Source organism: Terrabacter aeriphilus, from assembly GCF_039542985.1.
Taxonomy (GTDB): Bacteria; Actinomycetota; Actinomycetes; order Actinomycetales; family Dermatophilaceae; genus Terrabacter; species Terrabacter aeriphilus.
In genome coordinates, this window is record NZ_BAABIW010000014.1 from 209,302 (window position 1) to 235,258 (window position 25,957).

Consider the following 25,957-nt stretch of genomic DNA (forward strand, 5'->3'; position numbering starts at 1 on the left):
GTCACGGCAGCAGCGGCCAGGTCGGACTTCCTAGGAGAAACGAAATGCCCACCCCCACCAAGGGTCCCCGCGTCGGTGGCGGCCCCGCCCACGAGCGGCTGATCCTGGCCAACCTCGCGACGTCGCTCTTCGAGCACGACCGCATCACGACGACCGAGGCCAAGGCCAAGCGCCTGCGCCCGCTCGCCGAGCGGATGATCACGTTCGCGAAGCGTGGCGACCTGCACGCCCGTCGTCGCGTCCTCACGGTCGTGCGCGACAAGGGTGTCGTCCACCGCCTCTTCGCCGAGATCGCCCCTGACATGGCGGCTCGCGAGGGCGGGTACACCCGCATCACGAAGATCGGCGCCCGCAAGGGTGACAACGCCCCCATGGTCGTCATCGAGCTCGTCCGCGAGCCGCTGTCGGCCAAGAAGGCGACCGTCCGTGAGGCCGAGGCCGCCACGAAGCGCGCCGCGAAGCCCGCTGCTGCCGAGCCGGCCGCCGAGCCGGCCGCCGAGGTCGAGACGACCGAGGCCCCCGCCGCCGAGGTGCCCGAGGGCGCCGTCGCCGCGACCGAGGACGGCGCCGCCCCCGAGGGCTACACCGTCAAGGGCAACGCGGACTCGGGTCTCTACCACGAGCCCGACGGCCAGTGGTACGAGCAGACCGTCGCGGAGTTCTGGTTCAAGTCGGCCGAGGACGCCGAGGCCGCCGGCTACAAGAAGGCCGGCGCCTGAGCCTCACCCGCTTGCGCGAGAGAGCAGTCCGTCCCCTCGGGGGCGGGCTGCTCTCTCGTTTCCGCCGGCTCGTGCGGGGCGGGGGCCCGTGGCGCCGCTGCCTCCCGGCCGGGTGCCCCGCCCGGGCGGGTGCCTACCAGCGGTGCGCGACGTCGACGACGAGCCGGCGCCCACCGTCGGCGTCGGCCAGCACGAAGGCGCGCATCGGCAGCCGGGCTCGCACGCCGAGGCCGTAGTCGGTGTAGCCCTCGAAGCTCGCCACGAACTTCAGCTGGCGGAAGGTGCGCCACCCGGGGTAGTTCGTCGTGCTCGGCGCAAGCCGCGACGGCGCGCCGATGGTGACCTGGATCCTCGCCCCGCCGGCGACGGGCACGGGCAGGCCGCTGCCGGGTCCGGTCACCTGGTCGACGTAGCGCACGGAGTAGCCGAGCCGTCCGCTGCCGCGCGCGACGTCGAAGACGACGCGGTCGTAGCAGGCGTGCTGCCCGGAGCGTGCCCCCGTGACGGTGCCGGTCCAGAGCAGGGCCGGGTTCGTGGCCTTGGGCAGCGAGCCCCAGGTGATGCCGCAGTACGGCGCTGCCGCGGTGCGCGCCGCCGACGCGCCGGCGCTCGGGGCGAGCGAGAGTGCGACCGGTGCGGCCAGGGCCGCGACGATGCCGACGGCCGCCAGGCGGCGTCGGGTGGTGGGAAACATGGGCTACCCCCTTCGTGACGTGACGCCGGGCACCGTGCACGGCATCCACTGGTAGGACGTGCCGGGGCGGCGACCGGTTGACGGGGGCGGCTAGGCTCGGGCGCCGTGAGCGACACGAGCCGCCCGATCGGCGACGCCCCGGGCCACGCCCCCAGCGACGCACCGGGCGACGCACCCGCCCCGCCGGACGCCTCCGTGCTGCGGGTGCGGCTCGACCTCGCCTACGACGGCACGGACTTCTCGGGCTGGGCCGTCCAGCCGGGCCTGCGCACCGTGCAGGGCGAGCTGACCGCGGCCCTCGCGACGGTGCTGCGCCAGACCGACCCGGTGCGCCTCACCGTCGCGGGGCGCACCGACGCGGGTGTGCACGCCCGTGGTCAGGTCGTGCACGTCGACGTCGAGCACTCCGCCTGGGCGGCGCTGCCGGGCCGCTCCGACCGTGACCCCGGCGCCTCGCTCGTCAGCCGGCTCGGCGGCATCCTCCCCGCCGACGTCGTCGTGCACCGGGCCGCTCCCGTGGCCGCCGCCTTCGACGCGCGCTTCGCCGCCCTCGAGCGCCGCTACCTCTACCGGATCGCCGACGCGGCAGCCACCCGCGACCCGCTGCGCCGGCACGACACCGTCTGGTGGCGCCGGCCGCTCGACGTCGAGGCGATGGACGCCGCGGCGCGCTCGCTCGTCGGCCTGCGCGACTTCGCGGCCTTCTGCAAGCAGCGCGAGGGGGCCACGACGATCCGAACGCTCCTCGACTTCTCGTGGTCGCGCGGGCCCGACGGCGTGCTCGCCGGCACCGTGCGCGCCGACGCCTTCTGCCACTCGATGGTGCGCTCGCTCGTCGGCGCCGTCGTGCCGGTGGGGGAGGGGCGCCGCGCCCCGGACTGGCCGCGGCTGCTGCAGGACCGGGCCGCGCGGGCGCCCGAGATCCACGTCATGCCCGCCCAAGGGCTCAGCCTCGAGGAGGTCGTCTACCCCGACGACGCCGACGTCGCGGCCCGCTCCCTCGTCACCCGGGCCCGTCGCACCGCCGGCTGACGCACGGATGCCGTGTGGTTGGATCGAGCGCATGACGGCCCTCCCCACGCGCGTCCTGTCGGTCGGTGCCCTGACCTGCGCCCTCGTGCTGACGGGCTGCTCGAAGGGCACGACGGAGACCGCGGCGCCGCCCGCCGCCTCCTCCACGACCGCTTCCGCCGCGCCCTCCACGACGCCCTCCACGACGGGCACGGGGGGCGCCACGGCCGACGGTGACGAGGTCCGCGGTCGTGCCGGCAGCTACACGGTCGTGCCGCCGGAGGGCTGGGCCGAGGCCACGAGCAAGGCCGACGGGGTCGCCGACATCGACCTCGTGCTGCTCTCCTCGAAGAAGGTCGACGGCTTCGCCAACAACCTCGTCGTGCTCAAGACGGCGGGCGACCGGTCGGTGCTCGACGGCGAGCTCGCCAAGGGCAAGGAGCAGATGAGCGCCGCCGGGCGCACCGTGGCGCCGGCCCCGGCCGTCACGGTCGGTGGCGTGGCCGCCGAGGGCTTCACGACCACGTTCGAGCAGCAGGGCGTCAAGGTGACCGCGCGCTCGTTCGGCGTCCAGCGCGACGGCTCGATCTACCTGCTCACCCTCAGCTCGTCGCAGGGCGACGCCGACCACGCGATGGACGAGCTCGAGGAGCTGCTGTCGTCGTGGACGTGGAGCTGACCCCGCGCCCGGGCGGGGCCGGCGTTAACGACGTGACGCGGCGACCCGGCATACGACAGGCTTGACCCTCGTGGGCCACATCGACGTCAACTCCGTCTCCTTCAGCCTGCCTGACGGCAGGCCGCTGCTCGGCGACGTCTCGCTGCGGGTCGGGGAGGGCGCCAAGGTGGCCCTCATCGGCCCCAACGGCACGGGCAAGACGACGCTGACCCGGATCATCGCGGGCGACCTGGCCGCCCACGAGGGCGCCGTGACGCGGACGGGCGGCCTCGGGGTGATGCGCCAGTTCATCGGCAAGGTGCGCGACGACACGACGGTGCGCGACCTGCTCGTCTCCGTCGCGCCCGAGCGCATCCGCACGGCCGCCGAGGAGATCGACCGCACCGAGACGCTGATGATGGAGCGCGACTCCGAGGCCGACCAGATGGCCTACGCGCACGCCCTCGTCGAGTGGGGCGAGGCGCGGGGCTACGAGCAGGAGACCCTCTGGGACCAGTGCACGACGGCCGCCCTCGGCGTGCCCTACGAGCAGGCCCAGTGGCGCACGGTGCGCACCCTCTCGGGCGGGGAGCAGAAGCGGCTCGTGCTCGAGGCGCTGCTCCGCGGCCCCGAGGAGGTGCTCCTGCTCGACGAGCCGGACAACTACCTCGACGTGCCGACGAAGCGCTGGCTCGAGGACGCCCTCGTCGAGTCGCCCAAGACGGTGCTCTTCATCAGCCACGACCGCGAGCTGCTCGACCGGGTCGCCACCCGCATCGCCACGCTCGAGCCGGGCGGCGCGGGCGCCACCCTCTGGGTGCATCCGGGCCGCTTCGCGACCTACGCCGACGCGCGCGCCGACCGCAACGCCCGGCTCGAGGGGCTGCGGCGGCGCTGGGACGAGGAGCACGTCAAGCTCAAGACCCTCGTGCAGACCCTCAAGGTCAAGGCCAAGTACAACGACGGCATGTCGTCGCGCTACCAGGCCGCGCAGACCCGCCTCGCGAAGTTCGAGCAGGCCGGTCCGCCGGAGGAGACGCCGATGACGCAGTCGGTGAAGATGCGCCTCACCGGTGGGCGCACGGCCAAGCGCGCCGTCGTCGCCACGGGTCTCGAGCTGACCGGCCTGATGAAGCCCTTCGACCTCGAGGTCTGGTACGGCGAGCGTGTCGCGGTGCTCGGCAGCAACGGGTCGGGCAAGTCGCACTTCCTGCGCCTGCTCGCCTCGGGCGGCACCGACCCGGAGCGCGAGCACCAGCCGGTCGGCGACGTGCAACCGAACCCCGTCGAGCACTCCGGCGTCGTCCGGCTCGGCTCGCGGGTGCGGCCGGGATGGTTCGCCCAGACGCACGAGCACCCGTCGCTGCTCGGGCGCACGCTCCTCGAGATCCTGCACCGGGGCGACGAGCACCGGGCGGGCAAGCCCCGTGAGGAGGCGGCTCGTGCGCTCGACCGCTACGGGCTCGCGCGCTCGGGCGAGCAGCGCTTCGAGTCGCTCTCGGGCGGCCAGCAGGCGCGCTTCCAGATCCTGCTGCTCGAGCTGTCGGGCGCCACGATGCTGCTGCTCGACGAGCCGACCGACAACCTCGACCTCCAGTCGGCCGAGGCCCTCGAGGAGGGGCTCGACCGGTTCGAGGGCACCGTGCTCGCGGTGACGCACGACCGCTGGTTCGCGCGCGGGTTCGACCGCTTCCTCGTCTTCGGGGCCGACGGCCGCGTCTACGAGTCGGCCGAGCCGGTGTGGGACGAGGGCCGGGTCGTCCGGCCCCGCTGAGACCCACCCCGCCGAGCCCCTCGCCGGGGCACGGGGCCATGACGGGCCGCGCCGACCGGAGTAGCGTCGGCGCCATGCTGCTGCGCTCGATCGAGACCGGTGTCGTCGGCGCCCCGATGGCCGGCGGGCCCACGACGCCGGAGCTCGTGGCGGCGGTCGGTGAGGCCGGTGGCCTCGGCTTCCTCGCGGCCGGCTACCTCACGGCTCCCCAGCTCGCCGCCGCGATCGCCGAGGTGTGGGACGCGTCGTCGCGCCCCTTCGGCGTCAACCTCTTCGTGCCGGCGCAGGCCACGACGTATGCCGCGGGCGCGGGCGGGCTCGCCGGCGCCGACCGTGCCGACGCCGTCGCCGCCTACCGCGACGCCCTGCTCGCCGACGCGGCCGGCGTCGGGGTCGAGCCCGGCGAGGCCCGGCCCGGTGACGACGACGACTGGGAGCGCAAGCTCGACCTCGTCGTGCGCGAGCGCGTGCCCGTCGTGTCGTTCACCTTCGGGCTGCCGAGCACCGCGGTGCTCGGTGAGCTGCGGAGAGCCGGCATCGAGACGGTCGCGACGGTCACCGACGTCGCCGAGGCCCGCGCGGCGCTCGACGCGGGCGTCGACGCGCTGTGCGTGCAGGCCGCGGCAGCCGGCGGTCACCGGGGCACCCTCGACGAGGCGAAGGAGCCCTCGAACCTCGACCTCGTCGACCTCGTGACGCTCGTCCGGGCCGAGACCGACGTGCCCCTCGCGGCTGCGGGCGGGGTCGCGACCGCCGACGACGCCGCCCGGGTGCGCCGAGCCGGGGCCGACGCCGTGCAGGTCGGCACGGCCCTGCTGCTGACGCCCGAGGCCGGCACGGGTCTGGCCTACCGACGCGCCCTCGCCGATCCCGCCCTCGGGCGCACCGTGGTGACGCGGGCCTACTCCGGCCGGCTGGCGCGCGCGCTCGAGAGCGACTTCGTGCGCCGCCACGACGGGCGTGCGCCGGCCGCCTATCCCGAGGTGCACCACCTGACCGTGCCGCTGCGCCGGGCGAGCGCCCGCGCCGACCGGGCCGACCTGCTCGCCCTCTGGGCCGGCACGGGCTGGCGCTCGGCGCGGGCCGTGCCGGCCGCGACCGTCGTCGCCGAGCTCGCGCGCTGACGCGGCGCCCCCGACCGCACGCCGGGCGCGGTGGGCGTGGTGGGCGTGGGCCGGCCCGGCCCGGTGCGCGGTCGCCGTTCGAGTTGCGGCGGGGTCGGAGCGGCTGTTGACTGCCGCAAGTTCTTGCAGCACCACGCAGGAACTTCCACGAGGTGACGGCCGTGCCGTCACACCCACCGTCTCGACGAGGAGATGCCGCATGCGCCCGACCCCCCGGTCCACCCCACCCCGACCCGGTCCACGACCTCGGCGCCGCGGCCGGCCCGAACGTCGCGGACGTCTCGTCGCCGGCGCCCTCGCGGCCGTGGCCGCGCTCGGCTGGTCGGTGGCCGGCCCGTCGTCCGGTCCGGTCGCCGTGGTCGAGCGGGCCTCCGCCACGCCGCCGGGGGGCAAGGACGTCACGGCCACCCTCTTCGAGTGGCGCTACGACGCGGTCGCCCGCGAGTGCACGAACGTGCTGGGCCCCAAGGGCTACGGCTTCGTCGAGGTGTCGCCCGCGGCCGAGCACATCCAGGGCTCCCAGTGGTGGACGTCGTACCAGCCGGTCAGCTACCGGATCGGGGGCCGGCTCGGTGACCAGACCGCCTTCCGGAACATGGTCTCGACCTGCCATGCCGCCGGGGTCAAGGTCGTCGCCGACGTCATCGTCAACCACATGAGCGCGGGCTCCGGCACCGGAACCGCCGGGAGCAGCTACACGAAGTACGCCTACCCCAGCGTCTACTCCGACCGCGACTTCCACACCTGCCGGCAGAACATCAGCAACTACGCCGACCGCACCAACGTCCAGACGTGCGAGCTCGTCGGGCTCGCCGACCTCGACACCGGTAGCGACTACGTGCGCGGCGCGATCGCCGGCTACCTCAACACCCTGCTCGGCCTCGGCGTCGACGGCTTCCGCGTCGACGGCGCCAAGCACGTGCCCGCCGCCGACCTCGCCGCGATCAAGGCGAAGCTGACCAACCCCGGCGTCTTCTGGGTGCACGAGGTCATCTACGGCGCCGGCGAGGCCGTCCAGCCCACCGAGTACACGGGGTCGGGTGACGTCGACGAGTTCCGGGCGGCATACGACCTCAAGCGGGTCTTCACGAGCGAGAAGCTCAGCTACCTCGGCAACTGGGGCGCGTCGTGGGGCTACCTGCCGAGCGGCAACGCCCGCACGTTCGTCGACAACTGGGACACCGAGCGCAACGGCTCGACCCTCAGCTACAAGGCGGGGGCGACCTACACACTCGCCAACGTCTTCATGCTGGCCTGGCCCTACGGCTCGCCGAACGTCTTCTCCGGCTACGAGTGGAGCGACCCCGACGCCGGCCCGCCGCTCGGCGGGGCCGTCAACAGCTGCTACGCCGACGGCTGGAAGTGCCAGCACGCGTGGAGCCAGATCGCCGGCATGGTCGGCTTCCGCAACGCCGTCACCGGCACCGCCGTCACGAACTGGTGGAGCAACGGCAACAACGCCATCGCGTTCGGCCGGGGCGCCAAGGGCTACGTCGTCGTCAACCACGAGACCGGTCCGGTCACCTCGACGTTCCAGACGTCGCTGCCGGCCGGCACGTACTGCGACGTCACCCACGGCACCGTCACCGGGGGCACCTGCTCGGGCGCGACGTACGCCGTCGGCGCGGCGGGCACGTTCACCGCGACGGTCGGCGCGAACGAGACGATCGCCCTGCACGTCGCCGCCACGACGGGTGCCGTGCCGGCGACGGCCTCGGTCGGCTTCGGCGTCACCGCGACGACGAGCACCGGGCAGGACGTCTACGTCGCCGGCGACCACGCGGCGCTCGGGGGGTGGGCGCCGGCGTCCGCGCTCAAGCTGGATCCGGCCGCCTACCCGGTCTGGCGCCGCACCGTCGCGCTCGCCCCGGGAACGGTCGTGCAGTACAAGTACCTCCGCAAGGACGCGGCGGGCACCGTGACGTGGGAGTCCGGCGCCAACCGGAGCGTCACCGTCCCGGCGTCGGGCACGCTGACGCTCAACGACACCTGGCGGCCCTGACGGGCCGACGTCCCCGACGTCCCCGACGTGCCGCCGAGCCCGGATGCCGTCCGGCGGGCTCGGCGGCACGGCTGCGTGACGGGGGAGGGGGCCGGCGGCATACGCTCTCGGCATGCCCAGCGCCGAAGGAAACCTCTCGTGGACGGCCGCGTCGGAGCGGCCCGACCTGCTCGCAGACCCGGTGGCGGCCGCGCTCGCGCAGGTGCCCGGCGCGCGCGTCGCGCCCATCGACGCGACGCTCGCCGACACGGCCGCGTTCTGCGCGGCCTACGACGTCGACCCGGCCGCCTCGGCCAACTGCGTGGTCGTCGAGGCGCGGCGCGGGGACGTCGTGACGCTCGCCGCCGTCATGGTGCTCGCGACCGACCGTGCCGACGTCAACGGCACCGTGCGACGCCACCTCGGCGCCCGGAAGATCTCGTTCGCCGACCAGGCCAAGGCGGAGGGGCTGACGGGGATGCAGCAGGGTGGGATCACCCCGGTGGGCCTGCCGGAGGGCTGGCCGCTGCTCGTCGACGAGGGCGTCGCCGCGGCGGGGCCGGTCGTCATCGGTGCCGGCGTGCGCGGGGCGAAGCTGCTCGTCGACGGCGCGGCGCTGGCCGCGATGCCCGGCGCGACCGTGCTGGGGCTCGCCCAGCGCTGAGCCGCGCCTGCTCGGGACGGTGGCCGGCGATCAGCCCGCGACGTCCCAGAGCATGTGCGCGCGCTCGGTCGGGGTCGTGCCGCCCCAGATGCCGAAGGTCTCGGGCACCCGGAGGGCGTGCTCGAGGCACTGCTGGCGCACGGGGCAGGCGCCGCACACCATGCGGGCGGCCTCGGTCTGCTCCCGGCGCTCGCGCTGGTCGAGCTCCTGGTCGTCGGCGAAGAACTGCTCGACCGCCTTGGTGCGGCAGCGGCCCTGCTCCTGCCACTCGTACGAGGAGTACGTGGGACGCGGAAGGCGGGTGATCGTCATGGCTTCCTCCGAGAGACTGGCGCTGACCGAGCGGCAGCGATCTGATGCAGAACTTACGCAGAACTTCTGCATTGCACAAGTGCTCTGCATAAGTTTAGGATGGGCGAGCCCAGTCGGTGCGGGAGTGGTTCCTCGACGGGAATCCGGGACCGCTCCCCACCGCCAGGGCGCCACTCGTGAACGGACGTCTTCGACATGAACCACCGGCCGGCAGGCACCCCCGACCACCCGCAGCCCCTCCCCGCTCCGACGGGCACCGGCCGCACCGATCGAGTTGATCGGGCCGCCGGCGACCGTCGGGCGCAGGGGGCGGCCGGGGCGGGATCCGGTTCGACCGGTTCGACCGGTTCGGTGCCGGAGCTCGGCTGGCCGGTCGGCGCGGTCTCGGAGCGGCTCGGCATCGCGGCCCCGACCCTGCGCTCGTGGGACCGGCGGCACGGCGTGGGCCCGAGCGTGCGGACCGGGGGCAACCATCGGCGCTACACCGAGCTCGACATCCGGCGTGTGGCGCTGATGGGGCGCCTGACGGGCCAAGGGGTGCCGGCCGCGAGCGCGGCCGACTCCGTGCTCGCCATGGACGCCGCGTCGATCGCCGCGCAGATCGACGCGTTCGAGGCGGGCACCGCGGACGTCGAGGTCGATCAGATGGAGGACGGGGCCGGCGGCGGGCTCGCGGGCGGCGCTGACGGCGCTCCCGACGACCCCGGCGTCGTCGTCGAGGCCATCGTCGCGGCGGCCCGGGCGCTCGACACCCGTACCCTCGCCGAGCTCTACCGGCGCACGATGCGCCGCCGTGAGGTGGGGCAGGCCTGGGTCGAGGTCTTCGCGCCCGCCCTGCGCCGGGTCGGCGACCTGTGGAGCGAGGGGCGCCTCGGTGTGCAGTCCGAGCACCTGACGAGTGAGCTGCTCCAGTCCGAGCTGCGCGCCGTCGTGCGGAGCAACCGGCTGCGCGTCGCGGGCTCGCCGGTCGTGCTCGCGAGCGCCGACGACGAGCAGCACCACCTGCCGCTGCTCGCCCTCGAGGCCGAGCTGGCCCGCAACGGGGTCGCGGGACTCTTCCTCGGGCCGCGGGTGCCGGTCGACGCCCTCCTCTCGGCCCTGCGCGAGACGCAGGCCCGCGCGGTGTTCCTCTGGGCCTCGCTCGCGCGCCCGGCCGACGAGCCGTTGTGGCGCGACCTCGAGGACGTCGACTGGCCGCTGGAGGTCGTCATCGGAGGCCCCGGGTGGCCCGCCGGCATCTCGGTGCCCGAGGGGCCGGTCGTGCTGACGCGCGTCGCGGACTTCACGACGGCCGTGCGCACGCTGACGAGCCCGGGCGGGCTGGCGCGCTGACCGCTGTCGCCCTGCGCCGTCGGCCCACGGCCGCAGCGGCGATGGCTGGGGCGGCCAGATTCCCGCAAGATCCGAAAAATCGATGCAAATAGTTGCAGCGGGGGTCTGGCGCGGTGTCGGAGGGCGCCGCTAGGTTCTGCCGTGGCCGGACGTCCAGACACGGGCGTGAGCGGCTGAGCCCACGAAGGAGTGCGCATGCGCCGTCCCGCCCTGTCCGTCGCCACGATCTCGGCCCTCGTGCTGGCGGGGCTGTCGGTCCCCCTGGCCGCGGCGCCGAGCGCCCGAGCCGAGACGCCCCGCACGGCCACGCTCGTCGGCTCGCTGCAGAGCGAGCTCGGCTGCAGCGACGACTGGCAGCCCGACTGCGCCGCGACCGACCTCGCGCCCGTGCCCGGCACGACGAGCTACGCCGCGCAGTTCCGGGTGCCGGCGGGCAGCTACGAGCTCAAGGTCGCGATCGACCACGCGTGGGACGAGAGCTACGGCGACGGCAGCGGCAACGTGCCCCTCGTGCTGGCCGGGCCGGCCACCCTGCGCGTCACCTACGACGACACGACGCACGCGATCGCCGTGGCCCCCACCGACCTCCCGCGCGGCACGACGAAGGCCGACGCGGCGCTCGCCGGCTCCTCCCTGCGCCGCCTCGCGACGAAGGAGCGGTTCTACTTCGTCATGGCCGACCGCTTCGCGAACGGCAGCACGGCCAACGACCGCGGCGGGCTGACCGGAGGGCCGCTCCAGACCGGCTTCGACCCGGCGAACGAGGGGTTCTACCACGGTGGTGACCTCAAGGGCCTGACCGGCAAGCTCGACTACATCAAGGGCCTCGGCACGACCGCCCTGTGGCTCACGCCGTCGTTCAAGAACCGGGCGGTCCAGGGCAGCGGCTCCGACGCGAGCGCGGGCTACCACGGCTACTGGATCACCGACTTCACGACGATCGACCCGCACCTCGGCACCAACGCCGACATGAAGGCGCTCGTCGCGGCCGCCCACCGCAAGGGCATGAAGGTCTACTTCGACATCATCACCAACCACACCGCCGACGTCATCTCGCACGACGGCGGCACGTCGAGCTACGTCAGCAAGGGCACGACGCCCTATCGCGACGCCGCCGGGCGCGAGTTCGACGACGCCGCCGTCGCGGGCAAGCCGGTCTGCACCGGTGGGGCGACCGCGCCGGACTGCTTCCCGGCCCTGTCCGCCGAGACGTCCTTCCCGTACGCGCCGAAGGTGGCCGCCGGCGACGAGGACGTCAAGGTGCCGGCCTGGCTCAACGACCCGACGCTCTACCACAACCGCGGCGACTCGACGTATGCCGGTGAGTCCGCGACGTACGGCGACTTCTCCGGTCTCGACGACCTCTTCACCGAGCACCCGACGGTCGTCTCCGGCATGGAGGCCATCTACAAGTCCTGGGTGGACTTCGGGGTCGACGGCTTCCGCATCGACACCGTCAAGCACGTCGACATGCCCTTCTGGCAGTCGTTCTCGCCGGCGATCCTCGACCACGCGAAGAAGGTCGGCAACCCCGACTTCTTCATGTTCGGTGAGGTGTACGACGGCAACCCGGCCGTGATGAGCCAGTACACGACGACCGGCACGCTGCCGGCGACCCTCGACTTCGGCTTCCAGGGCGCCGCGCTCGGCTTCGCGCAGAGCAAGGCCACGACCGGCCTGCGCGACCTCTTCGCCGGCGACGACTACTACACCGACACCGACTCCAACGCCTACGAGCTGCCCACCTTCCTCGGCAACCACGACATGGGCCGCGTCGGGGCGATGCTGCTCGCCGGCGGCGCCACCGGGGACGACCTGCTCGCGCGCGACCGGCTCGCCACGTCGCTGATGTTCCTCACCCGCGGCCAGCCCGTCGTCTACTACGGCGACGAGCAGGGCTTCACCGGCCCGACGAGCGACTTCGGCGACAAGCGCGCCCGGCAGGACATGTTCGCGACGAAGACCCCGATCTACCAGGACGACGTGATCGTCGGCAGCGGCCGGCCGGCCGGCTCACGCGACCGCTTCGACACCTCGGCCCCGCTCTACCGCCAGATCGCCGAGCTCTCCCGCCTCCGCGCCGCACACCCGGCGCTCGCGGACGGCGCACAGGTGCACCGCTACGCCTCCGACGCGGCCGGCATCTACGCCATGAGCCGCATCGACAAGGCCGCGCGGCGCGAGTACGTCGTCGTGGCGAACAACGCGACGACCGCCCGCACGGCGACCTTCGCCACCTACACGCCGCGCTCGAGCTTCGCGCCGCTGCTCGGCTCCCGGACCGCGCTGCGCACCGGCGCCGACGGCCGCCTCACGGTGACCGTCCCGCCGCTGTCGGTGGCCGTCTACCGCGCCGGCTCGCCGATGGCGCGGCCCGCCGCCGCACCGACGATCCGCCCGGTCGCACCCGCACCGGGTGGCGTCGTCGGGGGCCGCGCCGAGGTCCGCGCCGCCCTGCCCAACCACACGTTCGCCGAGGTCACCTTCCTCCAGCGCCCGGTCGGCACGACGGCCTGGACGCGTCTCGGCACCGACGACAACGGGCCCTACCGCGTCTTCCACGACGTCTCGGGTCTGGCCAAGGGCACCCTCGTGGAGTACCGCATGGTCGCCAAGGACCTCGCGGGCCACGTCTCCGCGACCTCGACCTACGGCGTCGTCGGCGATCCCGCCCCGACGGGTGGGACGGGTGGTGGTGGCGGTGGCACCGGCCCCGTCGTCCAGCCGGGCAACGTCAGCATCCCCGGCAGCTTCGACTCCGAGCTGGGCTGCCCCGGTGACTGGCAGCCGGACTGCGACCAGGCGCAGCTGACCCGCGGCGCCGACGACGACGTGTGGACGCGCACCGTCACGGTGCCCGCCGGCGACTACGAGTACAAGGCCGCGATCGACAAGAAGTGGGACGAGAACTACGGGGTCGGGGGAGCGCCCAACGGCGGCAACATCCCGTTCACCTCCGACGGCACGCCCACGACCTTCTACTACGACCACCGCACGCACTGGGTGACCAACAGCAGCGACGGGCCGATCGTCAGCGCCCCCGGCAGCTTCCAGAGCGAGCTCGGCTGCCCGGGCGACTGGGCACCCGACTGCCTCCGCTCGTGGCTGCAGGACCCGGACGGCGACGGCACCTACGTCTTCAGCACCGACCGCATCCCGGCCGGGGCCTACGAGTTCAAGGTGGCCGTCGGCCAGACGTGGGACGAGGCCTATCCCGCCGACAACGTGGCCTTCTCGGTGCCGGCCGACGGCGTGCTGACGACCATCACCTACGTCGCCGCGACGCACGCGGTCAGCGTGAAGACCTCGCGGGCGGGCGCGGCGCCCGACCTCACCAAGGCCAAGGCCTACGTCGTCGGACCGAACCTCGTGGCCTGGCCTGCCTCCGCCGTGCCCGAGGGCGCCGACCCGGCGACCCTCGAGTGGCGCCTGCACTGGGCGCGCTCCGGTGGCCTCGGCGTCGACGCGGAGGCCGTGACCGGTGGCGAGGTCGCCACCCTCACCCGTGACCCTGCCGGCCTTCCGGCGGCGGTGGTCAAGGCGCACCCCGAGCTCGCGGGGGCGCTGGCGCTGCGCGTCGACCGCCGCACGGCCGCGCGGATGTCCGAGATCCTGCAGGGTCAGGTGGCCGTCGCCCTCTACGACGTCGACGGGGTGCTCCTCGACGCGACGGGTACGCAGGCAGCGATCGCGCTCGACGCGATGTACGCCTCGTCGGCGTCACGTCGCGCGTACGGCGTCGAGGTGGGCAACGGCCGCACGACGTTCCGGCTGTGGGCCCCGACGGCCCAGCAGGTCACCCTGCTCAGCTGGCCGAAGGGCACCGCCGACCGGCCGCTCGACACGGCCCGTCGCAACCGCCTCACGCGGTCGGCCGACGGCACGTGGAGCGGCGCGCTGCGCGGCATCGAGCAGGGCTCGCGCTACCTCTACGAGGTGAAGGTCTGGGCGCCGACGACCGGCAAGGTCGAGACCAACGCGGTGACCGACCCGAGCTCGGTGGCCCTGACGCTCAACTCGACCCGGTCGGTCGTCGTCGACCTGGCGAGCCGTGACTGGATGCCGACGCTGTGGCGCACGACGCCGTCGCCGCGGCTCGCCCAGGACGTCGACTCGACGATCTACGAGCTGCACGTGCGTGACTACTCGATGTCCGACGCGAAGGTCCCCGCCGCACTCCGTGGCAGCTACCTCGCCTTCGCCGCGAACGGCGACGGCCGGGCGCACCTCAAGGCGCTCGCCAGGGCCGGCCTCAACACGGTGCACCTGCTGCCGAGCTTCGACATCGCCTCGATCGAGGAGGACCCCGCCAAGCAGCAGCGACCGGCGTGCGACCTCGGGTCCTACGCGCCCGACAGCGAGGAGCAGCAGAAGTGCGTCGGGGCCGTCGCCTCCACCGACGCCTTCAACTGGGGCTACGACCCGTTCCACTACAGCGTGCCGGACGGCTCGTACGCCTCGAGCGCCAAGGCGGCCGACGGTGGCGCCCGGGTGGCGGAGTTCCGCACCATGGTCGGGGCGCTGCACCAGGACGGCCTGCGGGTCGTGCTCGACCAGGTCTTCAACCACACGGCGCAGTCGGGGCAGGGGGAGAAGTCGGTGCTCGACAAGGTGGTGCCCGGCTACTACCACCGGCTGAACGCCACCGGCGCCGTCGAGACCTCGACGTGCTGCCAGAACGTCGCGACCGAGCACGCCATGGGCCAGAAGCTCATGGTCGACTCCGTCGTGTCGTGGGCGCGCAACTACCGCGTCGACGGCTTCCGCTTCGACCTCATGGGCCACCACAGCAAGGCCAACATGCTCGCGGTGCGCTCGGCCCTCGACGCGCTCACCCTGCGCAAGGACGGCGTCGACGGCAAGGCGGTCTACCTCTACGGCGAGGGCTGGAACTTCGGCGAGGTCGCCGACAACAAGCTCTTCGTCCAGGCCACGCAGGGCCAGCTCGGCGGCACCGGCATCGGCACCTTCTCGGACCGCCTCCGTGACGCCGTGCGTGGTGGCGGCCCCTTCGACGAGGACCCGCGTCGCCAGGGCTTCGGCTCCGGCGAGGCGACCGACTCGAACGGCGCGGCGATCAACGCCGACGCGACCGCGCGCCTCGCGAGCGACACCGACCTCGTGCAGCTCGGCCTCGCCGGCAACCTCCGGTCGTTCAGCTTCCGGAGCCAGCGCAGCGGCGAGGTCGTCAAGGGGTCGCAGGTCGACTACAACGGCGCGCCGGCGGGCTACGCCGACCAGCCGGACGAGGTCGTCAGCTACGTCGACGCGCACGACAACGAGACCCTCTTCGACTCGCTCACCTACAAGCTGCCGGTGGCGACGTCGATGCAGGACCGGGTGCGGATGAACACCCTCTCGCTCGCGACGACGGCGCTCGCGCAGACGCCCTCGTTCTGGCACGCCGGTGCCGACCTGCTCCGCAGCAAGTCGCTGAACCGCGACTCCTACGACAGCGGCGACTGGTTCAACCGGCTCGACTGGACGGGCGCCGACAACGGCTTCGGTCACGGGCTGCCCCCTCAGGAGCAGAACGCCGCGAAGTGGCCCTTCATGAAGCCGCTGCTCGCCGACCGGGCCCTCAAGCCGTCGGCGGCCGACGTGCGCCGGGCCGACGCGATGGCACAGGACCTGCTGCGCCTGCGCTTCAGCACGAAGCTCTTCCGGCTCGGCACGGCCGCGGCCATCGACGCCAAGGTCACCTTCCCGGTGTCGGGCACGGCCGACGCCCGGCAGGGCGTGATCGTCATGCGCATCGACGACACCGTGGGCGCCGACGCCGACCCGAAGCTGCGCGGCGCCGTCGTGGTGTTCAACGCGACGCCGGATGCCGTGGCGCAGAAGGTGCCCGGTCTGTCGGGCACGGTGCGGCTCAGCCCGGTGCAGGCCGGGGGCTCCGACAGCGTCGTCAAGCAGTCGGCCTACGACGCCGGCAGCAGCACCCTCACGGTGCCTGCGCGTACCGTGGCGGTCTTCGTCCAGCCGAACTGAGTGCTCGCCCCGCGAGCGGGGGAGTCGGAGCCGGGGCGCGCGTGGCGCACCCCGGCTCCGGCCCTGCGGGCACCCCTGGCGCGAGCGGCGATCGCGGTTAGGTTGGAGGGGTGACGACGACTCCTGACATGACCTACCGCCAGCTCGGCGACAGCGGCCTCACCGTCTCGACCGTGGGACTCGGCTGCAACAACTTCGGTCGGCGCCTCGACCAGGACGGCACCAACGCCGTGGTCCGCCAGGCCCTCGACAGCGGCATCACCCTCTTCGACACGGCCGACATCTACGGCGGTCAGGGCGCGAGCGAGGAGATGCTCGGCCTCGCCCTGGGCTCCGAGCGCGAGAACGTCGTCCTCGCGACGAAGTTCGGCATGGACATGCAGGGCGCGAACGGCCCCGACTGGGGCGTGCGCGGGTCGCGGCGCTACATCCGCAAAGCCGTCGAGGCGAGCCTGCGCCGCCTCGGCACCGACTGGATCGACCTCTACCAGCTGCACCGACCCGACCCGCGGACGCCGATCGACGAGACCCTCGCCGCACTGGACGAGCTCGTGCGGGAGGGCAAGGTCCGCTACCTCGGGAGCAGCAACTTCACCGGGTGGCAGGTCGTCGACGCGGACTGGACGGCCCGGGCGGCGGGCACGGCCCGGTTCGTCTCGGCCCAGAACGAGTACTCCCTGCTCGAGCGCGACGTCGAGGACGAGCTCGTGCCGGCCTGCGAGCACGTCGGGGTCGGCCTCCTGCCGTTCTTCCCGCTCGCGTCGGGGCTGCTGACGGGCAAGTACCGACGCGGCGAGGCGGCTCCGGAGGGCACCCGGCTGGCCGGCATGGCCGACCGGCTGGCCGCGGCGGACTGGGACACGATCGAGCGGCTCGAGGCGTATGCCGCCCAGCGCGACCTGCGACCGATCGACGTCGCGATCGGTGGTCTGGCCGCGCAGCCGGCCGTGGCGTCCGTCATCGCCGGGGCGACCCGCCCCGAGCAGGTCGTCGACAACGTCCGCGCCGGGCTCTGGGAGCCGACCGCGGACGACCTCGCCGAGCTCGACGACGTCACGACGCCGGGCGGCTGACGACGCCGGGGGCGTCACGTTCTGCACGACGGGCGGGCTCGTCGCCCGCTGCGTCACGCACGTCTGGCTGGGTGCGCTCGGTGCGCTCGGTGCGCTGGGTGCGCTGCGCGCGCTCGGCGCGTGCGGCGTGCCGGTAGAACCAGGCGCCGAAGACGCTGACGGCGCCCGCGGCCACCATCGCCACCTGCGTCGACGTGCGCTCGGCGAGCAGGCCCAGGAGCGGGGCGGCCACGCCGAACGCGGCGCTCGCGACCATGGAGTTCATCGACAGCACGGTGGCGCGGTTGCGCGCCTCGGCCTGCCGGTGGAGCAGCGCGGCGTGCGCGGGTCCGCCCGAGCCGTGCAGCAGGTAGGTCACGCCGTACGCGGCGACGAGCGCGGCCGGCCCGGCCACGAGGCCCATGACGACGGCTCCGAGCCCGTTGAGCACGCGCGCCGCGATGGCGGTGCGGGCCACCCCGATGCGCCGGCTCGACCAGCCCGAGAGCGCGGCGCCGAGCGCGAAGACCGCCCAGCCGGCGGCCGCGACCGGGCCCATGATGGCGCCGGCCCGCTCCTCGCTGCCGACGAGCTCGGCGAGCCGGATCGGTTGGAAGGTCTCGAAGACGATCATCGCGACCGACCAGAAGATCTCGACCGTGACGATGCCGCGCAGCACCGCGTTGCCGCGCAGCGTCACGAGGCCGTCGCGCACGACGGCCGGGGCCTCGCGGGCCGAGGCGAGGGCCCGGCGCGCTCCCGTCGCGTCGACGTGCTCGGCACGGTGTGGCTCGCGCAGCAGCACGAGGACCGCGAGCAGGTGCAGCACGTTGAGCGCGACGAAGGCGACGACGGGCAGCACGAGGGCCGAGGCCCCCGCGAAGGGGTGCCACCAGATCAGCCCGCCGCTGACGAGCGCGCCGACCGCGATGCCGCCGCCGAGCACCGTGCCCTGGGCGGAGAGCGACTGGTCGACGTCCGCGCCGGGCGTGGTCGCGTGCACGGTGTCGACGAACCACGCCTCGAGCGGGCCGGAGTCGAGCGCCCGGAAGACGCCCGTCAGCACGGCGGAGGCGAAGAAGGCCCAGAACGAGTGCGCCACGAGCAGCAGGGCGCTCGCGAGCACGTTGACCACGGCCGACACGACGAAGACCGGGCGCCGCCCGAAGGCGTCGGCGAACCCGCTCGTCGGCAGCTCCAGCGCGAAGATCGTCAGGCCCGCGGCCGACGAGATCGTCATGGCCTGGGCGACGGTGAGGCCGCGCTCGAGCTGCCAGAGCGTCAGCAGCCCGACGACCAGCCCGACCGGGAACCACCGGGTGAAGCTGAGCACGAGGAAGACGCGCCGCGCCGCGGCGGGGGAGAGCAGGCCGTTCGGGGTGGGGCTCATCGGGGGCTCTCCTTCGCGGGGGTCGTGGGCGGGCGGTCGAGGTCGAGCGGGTAGGCGAACGCGTAGACCGCGATGCGGCGGGCCTGCGGGTTGCCCTGCCCCACGCGGCGGTAGCGCTCGATGAGGTCCCACATCTCCTCCCGCATGGCCTCGAGGGCCTCGGCGGTGACGAGCACGGCGGTGTCGCTCGAGCCGCACGCGTCCTGCCAGGCAGGGGGCCACGTCGTCGACACGTCGAGCCACTTGTCGTACTGCTCGCCGAAGTGCCGGGCGTAGTCGCGGCTCAGCCAGTTCAGGGCGGTCTCGGAGTCCTCGTCGCCCTCGAAGTCGCTCGGGTGCCACGAGTGGTACTCCGAGCTCGCCCGCCAGACCCGACGCTTGCCCTCGCCCTCCTCGGTGTCCTGCACGAGCCCGACCGACTCGAGCTTGCGCAGGTGGTAGCTCGTGGCCCCGGAGTTGGTGCCGAGGGTGTTGGCGAGGTCGGTGGCGGTCGCCGGGCCACCACGGCGCAGGGCGCCGAGCAGGCGGGAGCGCAACGGGTGGGCGAGGACCCGGACGCTCTCCGGGGTGAGCCACACGTTCTCGGCGTCGGTCGAGGGGGCTCCGGCAGTGCCGGGGAGTGGGGAGTCCTGGGGGTCGCGTGCAGCCATAGTGTGCACAATACCTTTGCACACTATGGCTGCACAATAGTTGTGCATGCGGTGGTCGACGGCGTGTCCGTGCAGGTCAGAGGCCGTTTCGAGGGGTCAGCGGCGTGATTTGGGTCCGGGTGCCGGACCCCGTACCATGGATCAGGTTGTGCACCGGGCCGTCAGGCGAACCGGTCACGGGAGCTGCGGGCCACCGGTCGGGCAGCGTCCTGGGACGGCGACGCGGACCGGGCCCGTCACATCAGTGGCTCCACCATTTCAGAAGCGAAGGCAGACTCCATTGCGCACGTACACCCCGAAGCCCGGCGAGGTCACTCGCACGTGGCACGTCATCGACGCGACCGACGTCGTGCTCGGCCGTCTCGCGAGCCAGGCCGCTGTCCTGCTCCGGGGCAAGCACAAGCCGCAGTTCGCGCCGCACGTCGACACCGGTGACTTCGTCATCATCATCAACGCCGACAAGGTCGCGCTCACGGGCGCCAAGCTCGAGCAGAAGAAGGCCTACCGCCACTCCGGCTTCCCGGGTGGCCTGCGGTCCACCTCCTACACCGAGCTGCTCGCCAAGAGCCCCGAGAAGGCTGTCGAGAAGGCCATCCGCGGCATGCTCCCGAAGAACTCGCTGGCCCGCCAGCAGCTCTCCAAGCTCAAGGTCTACCGCGGCACCGAGCACCCGCACTCGGCACAGAAGCCCGTCCCCTTCGAGATCACCCAGGTTGCGCAGTAAGCCTCGGCTGCTGCGGAGAAAGCGACAAGACACGTGACTGACATCGTGAACGAGGACGTCCTCGACACCGACGAGCCCGAGCTGACCGAGTACACCTCGGAGTCGGACGGCACCGTCGCCGGCGAGCCGAAGCGCGCCCGCCAGGTCTCGACCCCCGGCGCCGCCACCGGTCGTCGCAAGCAGGCCATCGCCCGCGTGCGCATCGTCCCCGGCACCGGAGAGTGGAAGATCAACGGCCGCACGCTCGACGCCTACTTCCCCAACAAGGTCCACCAGCAGATCGTCAAGGAGCCGCTGACGCTCCTCGAGCTCGACGGCTCGTACGACGTGCTCGTGCGCGTGCACGGCGGTGGCCCCTCCGGCCAGGCCGGCGCGGTGCGCCTCGGTGTCGCCCGTTCGCTGAACGGCGTCGACGAGGAGCTCAACCGTCCCGCGCTCAAGAAGGCCGGCTTCCTCACCCGTGACCCCCGCGTCCCGGAGCGCAAGAAGGCCGGTCTCAAGAAGGCCCGCAAGGCCCCCCAGTACTCCAAGCGCTGATGCTTCGGCTGGCGCCGAGCACCACCGCCTGGCTCCAGTCGCGCTGAGCAGAGCTGGCGGCGAGCACCACCGCTTGGCTCCAGTCGCGCTGAGGTTCTACGAGGAAGGCCCCCGAGCGGTGCTCGGGGGCCTTCCTCGTGCCCGAGGGCGGATGCCGCCCTCCCCACCGTCGCGGACGGCAGGAGCGCCCCATCCACCCGCTCGAGTTCGACGCGGCGGCGCGACGGGCGCTCCCGCCCGGGGGCGGTATCGTCGACCGAGCACATCTTCCGGCCCTCGGGCCGACCATCGGGAAGGCACATGAGCGTGGCTCGACTCTTCGGCACGGACGGCGTCCGTGGACTCGCGAACCAGGACATCACGGCAGAGCTCGCGCTCGACCTCTCGGTCGCGGCGGCGCACGTGCTCGCCGAGGTGGGCGCGTTCAACGGTCACCGTCCCGTGGCCGTCGTCGGTCGCGACCCCCGTGCGTCCGGTGAGTTCCTCGCCGCCGCCACGATGGCCGGGCTGGCCTCGGCCGGCGTGGACGTGCGTGACGCCGGCGTGCTCCCGACCCCGGCGATCGCCTACCTCGTGGCGGAGCAGGACGCCGACCTCGGCGCCATGCTCTCCGCGTCGCACAACCCGATGCCCGACAACGGCATCAAGTTCTTCGCCCGCGGCGGGCACAAGCTGGCCGACGAGCTGGAGGACCGCATCGAGGGCCGCCTGCGTGACGACTGGCAGCGCCCGACGGGCGCCGGTGTCGGGCGCATCACGCCCTTCCTCGACGGGGCGGACCGCTACGTCGCGCACCTGCTGAGCGTGCTCCCGCACCGCCTCGACGGGCTCCACGTCGTCATCGACGCGGCCCACGGGGCGGCGTCGGACGTCGCGCCGCGGGCCTTCCGCGAGGCGGGCGCCGAGGTGACGCTCATCGGCGGCGAGCCGGACGGCCTCAACATCAACGACGGCTACGGCTCGACCCACACCGGTCGCCTCAAGGAGGCCGTCGTCGCGGCCGGAGCCGACTTCGGCATCGCGCTCGACGGCGACGCCGACCGCTGCCTAGCGGTCGACGCCGCGGGCGGCGAGGTCGACGGCGACCAGATCATGGCGATCCTCGCCCTCGCGATGAAGGAGCAGGGAGTGCTCCGCGGCGACACCCTCGTCGCCACCGTCATGAGCAACCTCGGGATGATCCAGGCCCTCGGGAGCGAGGGCATCAAGGTGCTCCAGACCGCCGTCGGCGACCGCTACGTCCTCGAAGGCATGCGCGAGGGTGGCTACACGCTCGGCGGCGAGCAGTCGGGCCACGTCGTCATGCTCGACCACGGCACGACCGGTGACGGCACGCTGACCGGCCTCATGCTCGCCTCACGCGTCGCGGCCACGGGCCGCACCCTCGCCGACCTCGCGGGCATCATGAGTCACTTCCCCCAGGTGCTCGTCAACGTCAAGGACGTCGACAAGGCGGCCCTCGAGGCGAACTCCGCAGTGGCCGACGCCGTCCGCGCGGCCGAGGGCGAGCTGGGCGCGAACGGCCGCGTGCTGCTGCGCAAGTCCGGCACCGAGCCCGTCGTCCGGGTCATGGTCGAGGCGGCCGACGGCGACCAGGCCCGCGACCTCGCCGACCGTCTCGTCGGTGTCGTCAGGGCCGAGCTCGCCCTCTGACCCGACCGGTCAGCACCCGGCACGCCCCCTCGGGCGGTCGCGGCACGCGTCCCGGCGCGCCAGCGTGCGCTGCTGGCAGACTGGGACCGTGAGCCACGCCAACGTCGTGCCGCTGTCGCGACGCATGCAGCCCCGGGACCCCCACGAGGCGCACCGGGTCGCGACGCCCCTCGAGCTGTTCTTCGACCTCGTCTTCGTCGTCGCCATCGCGAGCGCCGCCGCGCAGTGGCACCACGGGCTGGCGGAGGGTCACCTCGGCGACCTCGTCAACCTCGTCATGGTCTTCTTCGCCATCTGGTGGGCGTGGATGAACTACACGTGGTTCGCGTCGTCCTACGACTGCGACGACGTGCCCTACCGACTGCTCACCTTCACCATCATGGCCGGCTCGCTCATGCTCGCGGCCGGCATCCCCGACCTCTTCCTCTACGGGCAGTCGGGCCTCGTCGTCGGCGGCTACGCCGTGATGCGGGTCGCCATGGTCGTGATGTGGCTGCGCGCGGCCCGCAGCCACCCGGAGGGCAGGCGGACCGCGCTCACGTATGCCGCCGGCATCGCGATCGTGCAGGTGCTGTGGATCGCGCGGCTGCTGCTCACCGGCCACACGGCGCTGCTCGTGTCGTTCTTCTCGCTCGTCGTGCTCGAGCTGCTCGTGCCGCTCGTTGCCGAGCGCAGGGGCATCACGCCCTTCCACCCGCACCACATCGCCGAGCGCTACGCGCTCCTGACCATCATCGTGCTGGGCGAGGTCATCCTCGCCTCGGTGCAGGCCGTCCAGGGGGCGCTCGTCGCCGGCGCGGAGTCCGGGCTGCTCGCGCTCGTCGTCGGTGGGCTGCTCATCGTCTTCTCGATGTGGTGGCTCTACTTCACGCGCGACCACGCGGACCTCTTCGACCGCGGCGTTCGCAACACGTTCGTCGCCGGCTACGGCCACTACCTCGTCTTCGTCTCGGTCGCGGCGACCGGTGCCGGCCTCGCGGCCGCCGTCGACCTCGTGCAGGGCGAGGCGCACGCTTCGACGCGCACGGTGGGCCTCGCGCTCGCCGGCGCCGTCGCGGTCTACGTCTGGTGCCTGACCGCCATGCACGCCATGGCCGGTGCGCCGGCGACGGAGCTGCGGGTCGGGGTGGCGGTCGGCGTCCTCGTGCTCGTGGTGGCGGCGGTCGTCCCGGCCATCGGCGTCACGGTGCTCGCCGTCGGGGTCGTCCTCACGGCCGCCGTGGTCCACCACGTGTGGACGACGCGCGACCCCGCTCCTGCCGCGGGCTGACCGCCCGAGCTCCCCGCGTCCGGCCGGCGCACCCGACGCGGGGGAGGTGCGCGACTCAGTCGACGGGCTGGAGCAGGCCGCTGTCGACGTCGTAGACGAACCCGGCGACCTGGGTGCCCTCGGCGATGAGCGGGTGGCTGCGCACCCGCGCCACGTCGGCCCGGAGCGTGCGGACCTGGTCCTCGATGACCCCGAAGCTCATCCACGAGGCGTCCTTGTTGGCGCTGGCTCCGACCTTCTGGCGCAGCTCGTCCTCGGAGTTCGAGGCGACCGCGCACCGGGTGTGCGGCACGACGAGCACACGCTCGACGTTCAGCAGGTGGGTGCCCAGCACGAGGGCCTCGAGCGCGGCGTCCGTGACGCGGCCGCCGGGGTTGCGGAAGATCTTCGCGTCCCCGGGCTTCAGCCCGAGCATGCGGAGGGGGTCGATGCGGGAGTCCATGCAGGTGACGATGGCGACGCCGGCGTGCGCGACGCCGTCGAAGCCGCTCATGCCGAAGTCCTCGGCCCACTCGCGGTTGGCTGCGAGCAGGTCGTCGAATCCATTGCTGCCAGAAGCGTTCTCACTCATCAAGGTGCCTTTCGGTCAGTCGAGCCCGGGTCGCTTGGAGATCGTGAAGGCCATCGGCTTGCTCACGTCGGCGAAGAAGTCGTTGCCCTTGTCGTCGACGACGATGAACGCGGGGAAGTCCTCGACCTCGATCTTCCACACCGCCTCCATGCCGAGCTCCTCGTACTCGAGCACCTCGACGTGCTTGATGCAGTCCTGCGCGAGCCGGGCGGCCGGGCCGCCGATGGAGCCGAGGTAGAACCCGCCGTGGGTGTCGCACGCGTCGGTGACCTGCTTGCTGCGGTTGCCCTTGGCGAGCATCACCTTCGACCCGCCGGCGGCCTGGAACTGGTCGACGTAGGAGTCCATGCGCCCGGCCGTCGTCGGGCCGAACGAGCCGGACGGCATCCCCTCGGGCGTCTTGGCGGGCCCGGCGTAGTAGACGGGGTGGTCCTTGAGGTACTGCGGCATCTCCTCGCCGGCGTCGAGCCGCTCCTTGATCTTCGCGTGGGCGATGTCGCGGGCGACGACGAGAGGGCCGCTGAGCGACAGGCGCGTCTTGACCGGGTGCTTCGAGAGCTCGGCGAGGATGTCGTCCATCGGCTGGGTCAGGTCGACCTTGACGACGACGTTGCGGCTGATCGAGCTGACGCCGACGGCGTCGTCCTCGTGCTCGCCGAGGTCGACCGCGCCGGCGTCCGGCAGGAAGCGGGCCGGGTCGGTCTCGAGCTGCTCGATGAAGACGCCGTCCGCGGTGATCTTGCCGAGCACCTGCCGGTCGGCCGAGCACGAGACGGCGATCGCCACCGGCAGCGAGGCGCCGTGCCGGGGGAGGCGCACGACGCGCACGTCGTGGCAGAAGTACTTCCCGCCGAACTGGGCGCCGATGCCGAACTGCCGGGTCAGCTCGAGCACCTTCTCCTCGAGCTCGGTGTCGCGGAAGCCGTGCGCCGTCATCGAGCCGGACTTCGGCAGCGAGTCGAGGTACTTCGCCGACGCGTACTTGGCCGTCTTGAGGGCGAACTCGGCGCTCGTGCCGCCGACGACGATGGCGAGGTGGTAGGGCGGGCAGGCCGCCGTGCCGAGCGAGCGCAGCTTCTCGTCGAGGAAGCGCATCATCGCCTCCTCGTTGAGGATCGCCTTCGTCTCCTGGTAGAGGTAGCTCTTGTTCGCCGAGCCGCCGCCCTTGGCCATGAAGAGGAACTTGTACTGCGCCTCGTGGCCCGGGAGCGTGTCGGCGTAGAGCTCGACCTGCGCGGGCAGGTTGGAGCCGGTGTTCTTCTCGTCCCACGTGGTCAGCGGGGCCATCTGCGAGTAGCGCAGGTTGAGGCGGGTGTACGCGTCGTAGACGCCCTCGCTGATGGCCCGCTCGTCGGTGCCCTCGGTCAGCACGTGCTGGCCGCGCTTGCCCATGACGATCGCGGTGCCGGTGTCCTGGCACATCGGCAGCACGCCCCCGGCCGCGATGTTGGCGTTCTTGAGCAGGTCGAGCGCGACGAACTTGTCGTTGTTGCTCGCCTCCTCGTCGTCGAGGATGTTGCGCAGCTGCTGCAGGTGGCCGGGCCGCAGGTAGTGCGCGATGTCGTGCATCGCCGTCTCGGTGAGCAGCCGCAGCGCCTCTGGGTCGACCTCGAGGAAGGTGCGCCCCCCCGGTCCGTCGACGGCGCGCACGCCCTCGGTCGTCAGCAGCCGGTAGGGCGTCTCGTCGGCGCCGATCGGCAGCAGGTCCTCGTAGGCGAAGTCGGCCACGACGTGCTCCTTGCGATCCGTGGCGGGCGCGGGCACCCGCCGCACTGGCGTATGCCGGCAACCACCCGGCATACGAAAGTCCCCTCCCAGCCTAGTGAACGGCGGGGAGGGGACTGACGCGA

Annotated in this window: 20 protein-coding genes; 14 read left to right on the forward strand and 6 right to left on the reverse strand. The window is 73.0% G+C overall.

Annotated features, from left to right (window positions below; translation table 11 throughout):
* Window positions 1-44 precede the first annotated feature (44 nt).
* Window positions 45-719 carry a 50S ribosomal protein L17, sunset domain variant gene (rplQ, locus tag ABD979_RS10230; RefSeq protein WP_345507359.1) on the forward strand — a complete coding sequence of 225 codons (675 nt, stop codon included), beginning with the start codon at window positions 45-47 and terminating at the stop codon, window positions 717-719.
* 133 nt (window positions 720-852) lie between these two features.
* On the opposite strand, the gene ABD979_RS10235 is transcribed toward rplQ, so the two are convergent.
* Window positions 853-1,413 (reverse strand): AMIN-like domain-containing (lipo)protein, encoded by a 561-nt coding sequence (locus tag ABD979_RS10235; RefSeq protein WP_345507360.1) that lies wholly within the window; start codon window positions 1,411-1,413, stop codon window positions 853-855.
* A gap of 198 nt (window positions 1,414-1,611) precedes the next feature.
* Here ABD979_RS10235 and truA point away from each other — a divergent pair, with 198 nt between their 5' ends.
* The 6 genes from truA (at window position 1,612) to ABD979_RS10265 (ending at window position 8,625) form a co-directional block, all read left to right on the forward strand.
* A complete protein-coding gene (gene truA, locus ABD979_RS10240; protein ID WP_345507608.1) occupies window positions 1,612-2,445 on the forward strand; it encodes a tRNA pseudouridine(38-40) synthase TruA in 834 nt (277 codons plus the stop codon).
* 31 nt (window positions 2,446-2,476) lie between these two features.
* Complete coding sequence (locus ABD979_RS10245) at window positions 2,477-3,103, forward strand: DcrB/PsbP domain-containing protein (RefSeq protein WP_345507361.1); 627 nt, start codon at window positions 2,477-2,479, stop codon at window positions 3,101-3,103.
* A 70-nt stretch (window positions 3,104-3,173) separates the two neighbouring features.
* The gene (locus ABD979_RS10250; RefSeq protein ID WP_345507362.1) at window positions 3,174-4,856 is read left to right on the forward strand and encodes an ABC-F family ATP-binding cassette domain-containing protein; all 1,683 of its coding nucleotides are present in this window, start codon (window positions 3,174-3,176) and stop codon (window positions 4,854-4,856) included.
* A 74-nt stretch (window positions 4,857-4,930) separates the two neighbouring features.
* Window positions 4,931-5,980, forward strand: a complete 1,050-nt coding sequence (locus tag ABD979_RS10255) for an NAD(P)H-dependent flavin oxidoreductase (RefSeq protein ID WP_345507363.1) — start codon at window positions 4,931-4,933, stop codon at window positions 5,978-5,980.
* A gap of 199 nt (window positions 5,981-6,179) precedes the next feature.
* Complete coding sequence (locus ABD979_RS10260) at window positions 6,180-7,982, forward strand: carbohydrate-binding module family 20 domain-containing protein (RefSeq protein WP_345507365.1); 1,803 nt, start codon at window positions 6,180-6,182, stop codon at window positions 7,980-7,982.
* Window positions 7,983-8,094: 112 nt separating this feature from the next.
* Window positions 8,095-8,625 carry a YbaK/EbsC family protein gene (locus ABD979_RS10265; RefSeq protein ID WP_345507366.1) on the forward strand — a complete coding sequence of 177 codons (531 nt, stop codon included), beginning with the start codon at window positions 8,095-8,097 and terminating at the stop codon, window positions 8,623-8,625.
* A gap of 30 nt (window positions 8,626-8,655) precedes the next feature.
* On the opposite strand, the gene ABD979_RS10270 is transcribed toward ABD979_RS10265, so the two are convergent.
* The gene (locus ABD979_RS10270) at window positions 8,656-8,937 is read right to left on the reverse strand and encodes a WhiB family transcriptional regulator (RefSeq protein WP_345507367.1); all 282 of its coding nucleotides are present in this window, start codon (window positions 8,935-8,937) and stop codon (window positions 8,656-8,658) included.
* Window positions 8,938-9,132: 195 nt separating this feature from the next.
* Here ABD979_RS10270 and ABD979_RS10275 point away from each other — a divergent pair, with 195 nt between their 5' ends.
* The 3 genes from ABD979_RS10275 to ABD979_RS10285 all read left to right on the forward strand — a co-directional run bounded on the left by ABD979_RS10275 (window position 9,133) and on the right by ABD979_RS10285 (window position 17,333).
* Window positions 9,133-10,269 carry a MerR family transcriptional regulator gene (locus ABD979_RS10275; RefSeq protein ID WP_345507368.1) on the forward strand — a complete coding sequence of 379 codons (1,137 nt, stop codon included), beginning with the start codon at window positions 9,133-9,135 and terminating at the stop codon, window positions 10,267-10,269.
* Between the two features lie 195 nt (window positions 10,270-10,464).
* Window positions 10,465-16,260, forward strand: a complete 5,796-nt coding sequence (gene pulA, locus ABD979_RS10280; protein WP_345507369.1) for a pullulanase-type alpha-1,6-glucosidase — start codon at window positions 10,465-10,467, stop codon at window positions 16,258-16,260.
* A 128-nt stretch (window positions 16,261-16,388) separates the two neighbouring features.
* Window positions 16,389-17,333, forward strand: coding sequence for an aldo/keto reductase (locus ABD979_RS10285; protein ID WP_345507609.1), 945 nt, complete (start codon window positions 16,389-16,391; stop codon window positions 17,331-17,333).
* Here the strand turns inward: ABD979_RS10285 and ABD979_RS10290 are convergent.
* Window positions 17,314-18,702: an MFS transporter gene (locus tag ABD979_RS10290; RefSeq protein WP_345507370.1), complete on the reverse strand. Its 1,389-nt coding sequence runs from the start codon at window positions 18,700-18,702 to the stop codon at window positions 17,314-17,316. The genes ABD979_RS10285 and ABD979_RS10290 overlap by 20 nt on opposite strands.
* Complete coding sequence (locus ABD979_RS10295; protein WP_345507371.1) at window positions 18,699-19,352, reverse strand: ArsR/SmtB family transcription factor; 654 nt, start codon at window positions 19,350-19,352, stop codon at window positions 18,699-18,701. The genes ABD979_RS10290 and ABD979_RS10295 overlap by 4 nt, the downstream gene beginning before the upstream one ends.
* A gap of 280 nt (window positions 19,353-19,632) precedes the next feature.
* Here ABD979_RS10295 and rplM point away from each other — a divergent pair, with 280 nt between their 5' ends.
* From rplM to ABD979_RS10315, 4 genes are all read left to right on the forward strand, one after another.
* Entirely contained in the window at window positions 19,633-20,076 is a 444-nt protein-coding gene (rplM, locus tag ABD979_RS10300) for a 50S ribosomal protein L13 (protein ID WP_345507372.1), read from the forward strand.
* A gap of 33 nt (window positions 20,077-20,109) precedes the next feature.
* Window positions 20,110-20,613 carry a 30S ribosomal protein S9 gene (rpsI, locus tag ABD979_RS10305; protein WP_034771666.1) on the forward strand — a complete coding sequence of 168 codons (504 nt, stop codon included), beginning with the start codon at window positions 20,110-20,112 and terminating at the stop codon, window positions 20,611-20,613.
* A 306-nt stretch (window positions 20,614-20,919) separates the two neighbouring features.
* Window positions 20,920-22,266, forward strand: coding sequence for a phosphoglucosamine mutase (gene glmM / locus ABD979_RS10310; RefSeq protein WP_345507373.1), 1,347 nt, complete (start codon window positions 20,920-20,922; stop codon window positions 22,264-22,266).
* A gap of 88 nt (window positions 22,267-22,354) precedes the next feature.
* A complete protein-coding gene (locus tag ABD979_RS10315; RefSeq protein ID WP_345507374.1) occupies window positions 22,355-23,536 on the forward strand; it encodes a low temperature requirement protein A in 1,182 nt (393 codons plus the stop codon).
* A 55-nt stretch (window positions 23,537-23,591) separates the two neighbouring features.
* Here ABD979_RS10315 and ABD979_RS10320 read toward each other — a convergent pair whose 3' ends face one another.
* Both ABD979_RS10320 and ABD979_RS10325 read right to left on the reverse strand, forming a co-directional pair.
* Window positions 23,592-24,107 carry a beta-class carbonic anhydrase gene (locus ABD979_RS10320; RefSeq protein ID WP_345507375.1) on the reverse strand — a complete coding sequence of 172 codons (516 nt, stop codon included), beginning with the start codon at window positions 24,105-24,107 and terminating at the stop codon, window positions 23,592-23,594.
* Between the two features lie 15 nt (window positions 24,108-24,122).
* A complete protein-coding gene (locus tag ABD979_RS10325; protein ID WP_345507376.1) occupies window positions 24,123-25,835 on the reverse strand; it encodes a fumarate hydratase in 1,713 nt (570 codons plus the stop codon).
* Between the last annotated feature and the right edge of the window lie 122 nt (window positions 25,836-25,957).